Raw genomic sequence first — 3,402 nt, forward strand, 5'->3', positions numbered from 1 at the left:
CGCGGCGGTAGCCGATCGCCGGCAGGCGCTCGATCCAGCGCGCGGCCCGGTCGCGCTCGTCGAGCGTGGCGCACAGGTCGCCCATGAGCGCGTCGGCACGCCGCTTGTCGGCCTCGGTCACGTCGTCGGCCCCGATCAGGTGGCGGGCGAGCGCCGCGCGGGTGTGCACCCGGCGCTCGCCGTCGAGGAGGAGGAAGAGCAGGCCGAACTGGTCGTCGGAGAGCTCCAGCGGCCGGCCGTCGAGCCGTGCCTGTCGCGTGTCCGGATCGAGGACGAGTCCCCGCACCTCGATCCTCCGGGCGCGGGGGACCGGGGGCAGCGCCGCCTCGGCGGCCGGCGTCTGGTCGGCTCGGCTCGGCTCGGCCGGAGTCGGCGCGGCTCGGGTCTGCTCGGGAGCCGGCTGCGTGGGCTGCTGCGGTCGCTCCCGGATCGACGCGCGCTCGGGCGTGGCCGTACGCGGGATCGCCGGCGGGACGCTCGGCAGCGGGTCGGGTGTGGGCGCGGGTCGCGCGGGCAGTCGAGGCTCGCGGGGCTGCACCGGAGCGGCGGGAACAGCGGGAGCCGCCGAGGCGGTGGCGGATGGGACGGGCGGAGGAGTCGCGGGGCGAGGCGGCCGGGGGCGGCCGGTGCGTCGCATCATCGCGTCGATCCGGGCCCGGAACTCGTGGCTGCGGAACGGCTTCGCGATGTAGGCGTCCGCGCCGTTCTCCAGCCCGAACACGACGTCGATCTCGTCGGTCCGGCCGGTGACCATGACGATGGCGGTGTCGGAGAAGGAGCGGATCTGCCGCGCGATCTCCACGCCGTCGACGCCCGGAAGGCCGATGTCGAGCGTGGTGAGGACGGGCCGGTGCCGACGCACCGCGTCGATGCCCTCCTGGCCGTCGCCGACCTCGGCGACGACGTACCCGAGGCTGCCGAGGAGGCTGCCGAGGAGCCGGCGGACGTCGGGATCGTCGTCGATGACGACCGCGACCTGCTCCCCACCGCTCACTCGTCAAGGCTATCGTGTGCGTCGCCGCCGAGGCGTGCGTACCCGGCGGCCCGCTGGGCGCCGCCACAGCGGCCGCCACGTCGTCCAACCAACCGGGAGCCTCATGGATCTCAGCCTCTGCGTGTCGACCTTCCGGCGCCCCGAACTCCTCGACAAGCTCCTGCATGCCCTGGGGCGCCACGACTTCGGCGGCGCGACGGTGGAGCTCGTCCTGGTCGACAACGACCCCGCCGGGAGCGGGCTCCCGGTCGCGGAGCGGCACCGCGAGAGCCTGCCCTTTCCGATGGTCGTACGGCGGGTGGCCGAGCCCAACATCGCGCTGGCCCGGAACGCGGCGGTGGAGGTGGCCCAGGGCGAGTTCCTCCTGATCATCGACGACGACGAGTGGCCGGAGGACGAGTGGGCACTCGCCCTCCTCGAGACCCAGCGCCGCTATGACGCCGACGCCGTCCTCGGCCCGGTGCTGCCGCACTATGCCGACGGCGTGCCCGCCTGGATCCGGGAGGCGGACCTGTTCGCCCCACGCGAGATGACCACGGGGGAGCGGGTGCCATGGAACCGCACCTATACGAGCAACGTGCTCATCCGGCGTTCCGCGCTCGACGGGGTCGCCGGCCCGTTCGACCCGGACTTCGGCATCACGGGGGGCTCGGACGGCATGTTGTTCTGGGACCTGGAGCAGCGGGGCGCGACCGTGGTCTGGTGCGCGGAGGCCGCGGTCAGTGAGAACGTCCCGGTCTCGCGAGCGCAGGTCTCCTGGTTGCTCGAGCGGTCCTACAGCGGCGGACAGAACTACGCTCGCTGCCACGCCGCGCACCGTCGCGGGTGGCCGCGCGCGCGGGCGCGGCTGGAGCTCCTGGTCGGCTCGCTGCTACGGCTTCCCGTCGCGCTCGCGATGGTCCTGGTGACGCTGCCGCGGGACCGGGTCCGCGCCTTCTCGTGGCTGCGGCGGCTGGTGGCCTACGCCGGACAGGTGACAGGTGTAGCCGGCAGGCAGTTCGGCCACTACCGGTTCTGAGATCGCTGGATCCCCGGCGGTCGGACGCTCACGTCGACGGGAGGGGGACGTACTTGTCGAGCACCTGCCACTGCGGCGCCGGCAGCCCGTCCTCGGGCTCGAGGCTCAGCGGGTAGGGCGGGATCAGATGGGGTCCTGCGCCCCAGGCGAAGAGAGGAAGGCCCACGCTGCGGCAGTAGCGCAGCGTGGTGTCCAGGGCCAGGAGCCAGCCGGCGTCGCTGGTGGTCGTGGGCGAATCCCGCCGTCCGACGCCGCACTCGCCGATCTCACCGCGCAGGCCATGTGTCCGCAGCCAGTCCACGAACGGCGTGATCCGGCGGACGCCGACGTTGGCCGTGAGCGCCCCGCCGCCGACGAGGTCGCCGGCCGCGACCTCCTGGTCCCAGTAGGGTCTCCCGCCGCCGTCGTTGTCGCGCGAGAGGTAGCAGTGAGCGGAGAAGACGAGGTCGCCGGCGGGATCGCTGAGGGTGTGCAGCGTGGGGTTGGCGTCCACCCAGAGGGCCGCAGCGGACTGACGGTAGCCCTCGACGTGGATCGGCAGCCGGTCGCCGGTCTCGCGGATCGCCGTGATCGCGAGCTGTGCGGCACTCGCCCACACCTGCGACTGGTCGGCGACGGTGTCGCCGGGCAGGTCGTACGGCTCGTTCATGAGGTCCCAGCCGGCGATGCCGGCGGTGCCGGCGGTCGCGGCGGCGAACCGGCTCCAGAAGTCGGCCATCGCGTCGACGGCCAGGCCCGACTCGCCCAGCCGCCGGGTGACGCCGTCGTCCGTACGGGCGCCGTAGTTGTGCAGGGGATCGCACACCACGCCCACGCCGCGCGCGTTCGCGGCGCTCACCACCGCGAGGTAGGTCGCGAGGTACTCCTCGTCCAACGGGCCGCCGACCCTGGGCTGGAAGTGCTCCCAGCGACCCGGTAGCCGGAGGGTTCGCACGCCATGGCCGGCGTAGTCGTCGAGCATGGCGTCGGTCGGCGCGGCGGGGACGTCGTCCTCGAGCCCCGATACGTTGAGCCCTAGGGCGAAGGTGCCCACCGGTGCCGGCGCGGCCGCGGGCTGCTGCCGCCGCTCGTAGGCCGCGACGCCCCCCGCGGCCACGACGGCGGCAGCCCCGCCGAGCAGGAGACCGCGGCGGGTGGCTCGTCGGCGTCGGGACATCAGCGCCTCCCCGCAGCCTCGGCGAGACCGGCGTCGAGGCCCACCTCCGGTTGCCAGGCCAGCTGAGCCTCGGCGGCCGCGGTCGGGTAGGTGGCCCGGAGCCCGTAGAGCCGCAGTTCGCTGCGCGCGGGCGCGCCGAGGAGGTAGGCGGGATGCCACGAGGGGACGAGCCGGCGCGCGGCGCGGAGAGGCAGCGACAGCGCGGCCCGCTGCCGGACCCGCGCTGCGGGAAGC

4 protein-coding genes are annotated in these 3,402 nt (G+C 74.3%); 1 reads left to right on the forward strand and 3 read right to left on the reverse strand.

The genetic code is table 11. The annotated features are described in order from the left end of the window. A partial coding sequence (locus QM572_RS04555) for a response regulator (protein ID WP_415090496.1) occupies positions 1-994 on the reverse strand: 994 nt, incomplete at its 3' end. Between the two features lie 103 nt (positions 995-1,097). Between QM572_RS04555 and QM572_RS04560 the strand changes: the two genes are divergently transcribed. Beyond that, positions 1,098-2,012: a glycosyltransferase family 2 protein gene (locus tag QM572_RS04560; RefSeq protein ID WP_415090498.1), complete on the forward strand. Its 915-nt coding sequence runs from the start codon at positions 1,098-1,100 to the stop codon at positions 2,010-2,012. A gap of 28 nt (positions 2,013-2,040) precedes the next feature. On the opposite strand, the gene QM572_RS04565 is transcribed toward QM572_RS04560, so the two are convergent. Together QM572_RS04565 and QM572_RS04570 are read right to left on the reverse strand one after the other, a co-directional pair. Continuing rightward, on the reverse strand, positions 2,041-3,168 hold the full coding sequence (locus QM572_RS04565) for a glycoside hydrolase family 5 protein (RefSeq protein ID WP_415090500.1): 1,128 nt from the start codon (positions 3,166-3,168) through the stop codon (positions 2,041-2,043). Further along, positions 3,168-3,402: hypothetical protein (locus tag QM572_RS04570; protein WP_415090503.1), on the reverse strand; the 235-nt coding region annotated here is incomplete at its 5' end. The genes QM572_RS04570 and QM572_RS04565, both read right to left, overlap by 1 nt.

This window comes from Nocardioides sp., assembly GCF_047607365.1.
Classification (GTDB): Bacteria; Actinomycetota; Actinomycetes; order Propionibacteriales; family Nocardioidaceae; genus Nocardioides.

Coding starts and splice junctions, on each gene's coding strand:
- QM572_RS04560 (WP_415090498.1), top strand. CDS start 1,098: ATGGATCTCAGCCTCTGCGTGTCGACCTTCCGGCGCCCCGAACTCCTC.
- QM572_RS04565 (WP_415090500.1), bottom strand. CDS start 3,168: ATGTCCCGACGCCGACGAGCCACCCGCCGCGGTCTCCTGCTCGGCGGG.